The organism is Pseudomonas sp. REP124, from assembly GCF_020164475.1.
GTDB lineage: Bacteria > Pseudomonadota > Gammaproteobacteria > Pseudomonadales > Pseudomonadaceae > Aquipseudomonas.
This window is the reverse complement of record NZ_JAIQWX010000279.1, coordinates 1-2,270: the sequence shown is the minus strand read 5'-3', so window position 1 is coordinate 2,270 and position 2,270 is coordinate 1. Positions and strand designations below refer to the sequence as shown.

At 57.7% G+C, this 2,270-nt stretch carries 3 protein-coding genes; all 3 read left to right on the top strand.

Going from position 1 to position 2,270, the window contains the following annotated elements; translation table 11 throughout:
- Positions 1-423: IS66-like element accessory protein TnpA (gene tnpA, locus K9857_RS30195; RefSeq protein ID WP_263488183.1), on the top strand; the 423-nt coding region annotated here is incomplete at its 5' end.
- On the top strand, positions 420-755 hold the full coding sequence (gene tnpB / locus K9857_RS30190; RefSeq protein ID WP_224542217.1) for an IS66 family insertion sequence element accessory protein TnpB: 336 nt from the start codon (positions 420-422) through the stop codon (positions 753-755). The genes tnpA and tnpB, both read left to right, overlap by 4 nt.
- 61 nt (positions 756-816) lie before the next feature.
- The coding region (gene tnpC, locus K9857_RS30185) for an IS66 family transposase (RefSeq protein ID WP_224542215.1) at positions 817-2,270 on the top strand (1,454 nt) is incomplete at its 3' end.

Genomic DNA, 2,270 nt, shown 5'->3' with positions numbered 1-2,270 from the left:
GTAACCGTCCGGCGAAGTCACCTACCCGACTTCAGCGATAAGGGCGATGTTCTCCACTTGAAATACGTGGACACCATCGCCCTTATCTTCCGGATTCCCATGCGCCAAAGAACCTCTTATCCCAAACCCTTTAAAGCTCAAGTCGTCCAGGAATGCCTGCAACCGGGCGTATCGATGGCCAGCGTTGCCCTGCGCCACGGGATCAACGCCAACTTGGTTCGAAAATGGATTCCTGTTTATCGCGATGGTCAGCCGCCGGCGCTGCCCGCTTTTGTTCCGATGAAACTTGAGTCGTTAAAGCAGCCCGGTCAGCAACAGCCTGTCAGCATCGAGATCCCTTTCGGTCAGCAAAAGCTCACGGTGAAATGGCCATCTTCAGACCCCGATGGATGTGCCCGTTTTATCCGTGAGCTTGCCCAATGATCCGCATCGATTCCATCTGGCTTGCCACCGAGCCCATGGACATGCGAGCAGGCACTGAAACCGCATTGGCCCGGGTGATTGCCGTGTTCGGTGCGGCGCAGCCGCACTGTGCTTATCTGTTCGCCAACCGCCGCGCCACTCGGATGAAAGTGCTGGTGCATGACGGCTTTGGGGTCTGGTTGGCGGCTCGTCGATTGAATCAAGGCAGATTTCACTGGCCTGGCATCCGACATGGATCAGAAATAGAACTCGATGCCGAGCAGCTTCAGGCATTGGTGTTGGGCCTACCATGGCAACGTGCAGGTGCTGGCGGTTCGATCACACTGCTTTGACGGCAGCCATTAGCCTATCGATTTATCGCCGCAAATTGCCTGGTCTGGCAAAATCGGCACCATGACTTCTCTTCCCGATCTCGATCACTTGACCCCTGAACAACTGCGCGCCTTGGCGACGCAGTTGATGCAGCGTGTCGAGACGCTCGACCATCAGGTCGACACGTTGGGTATGACCGTCGAGTCGATGGGGCAAACCGTCGAGACCCTGGGCAAGAAGATCCATCGCGACCAAACGCTCATCGAAAAACTGACCCATGAGATCGCCCAACTCAAGCGTTTGAAATTTGCTAAGCGCAGCGAGCAGATGAATCCCGAGCAGGCCAGCCTGCTTGATGATCTGATCGACACCGATATCGCAGCGATTGAAGCCGAGCTTCAAAGCTTGCAGACAGTGATAACTGTGCCTGAGAAAAAGCAGAAGCCCAAACGCACTGCGTTACCGGCTGAGTTTCCACGCACGCTGATCCACCACGAACCGGACAACACTCACTGCCCATGCGGCTGCGCCCTCAAGCGCATCGGTGAGGACGTCAGCGAAAAGCTGGACTACACGCCCGGCGTATTTACCGTCGAGCGCCATGTTCGTGGCAAATGGGTCTGCGATGACTGCGAAACGCTGATTCAGGCACCGGTTCCGGCGCAGGTCATCGACAAGGGCATCCCGACTGCTGGGCTGTTGGCCCACGTCATGATCGCCAAGTTTGCCGACCATCTACCGCTTTACCGTCAGGAATCGATTTTCGGTCGAGCTGGCCTGGCGATTCCACGTTCAACACTTGCTCAGTGGGTGGGTGCAACCGGCGTGCAGTTGCAGCCTCTGGTCGACGCGCTGCGCGACGTGGTGCTGGGGCAGCAGGTCGTCCACGCTGATGAAACGCCGGTGCAGATGCTCGCGCCAGGCACAAAGAAAACCCACCGTTCCTATGTGTGGGCCTACGCCACCAGCCAGTTCTCGGACGTGGCAGCAGTGGTTTATGACTTCAGTCCCAGCCGTGCCGGAGAGCATGCTCGCAACTTTCTGCAAGGCTGGAGGGGCAAGCTGGTCTGCGATGACTTTGGCGGTTACAAGGCCAGCTTCGAACTCGGCGTGACCGAGATCGGCTGCATGGCCCATGCCCGGCGCAAGTTCTTCGAACTGCACGCTACCAACAAGAGCCAGCTCGCCGAGCAGGCATTGCGGTACATCCAGTTGCTGTACGAAATCGAGAGCGAAGTCCGCGACCTGGAACCGGATTTACGGCGCCAAATACGGCAGGAAAAAGCTGTACCGGTGATGGATAGGCTGCATGCCTGGATGATCGCCCAGCGCGATCTCGTGCCCGAAGGTTCGGCCATCAGTAGAGCGCTGGATTACAGCCTGAAACGCTGGGCAGCGCTGTCGCGCTACCTGGATGATGGAACCGTCCCCATAGACAACAACTGGTGTGAGAATCAAATTAGGCCATGGGCTCTTGGACGCAAGAACTGGCTCTTCGCCGGATCGCTGCGCAGTGGAAAACGGGCGGCGGCGAT

What these genes read in the sequence shown, in the direction of transcription:
- tnpB (WP_224542217.1), top strand. Translation starts at nt 420, where the DNA reads ATGATCCGCATCGATTCCATCTGGCTTGCCACCGAGCCCATGGACATG.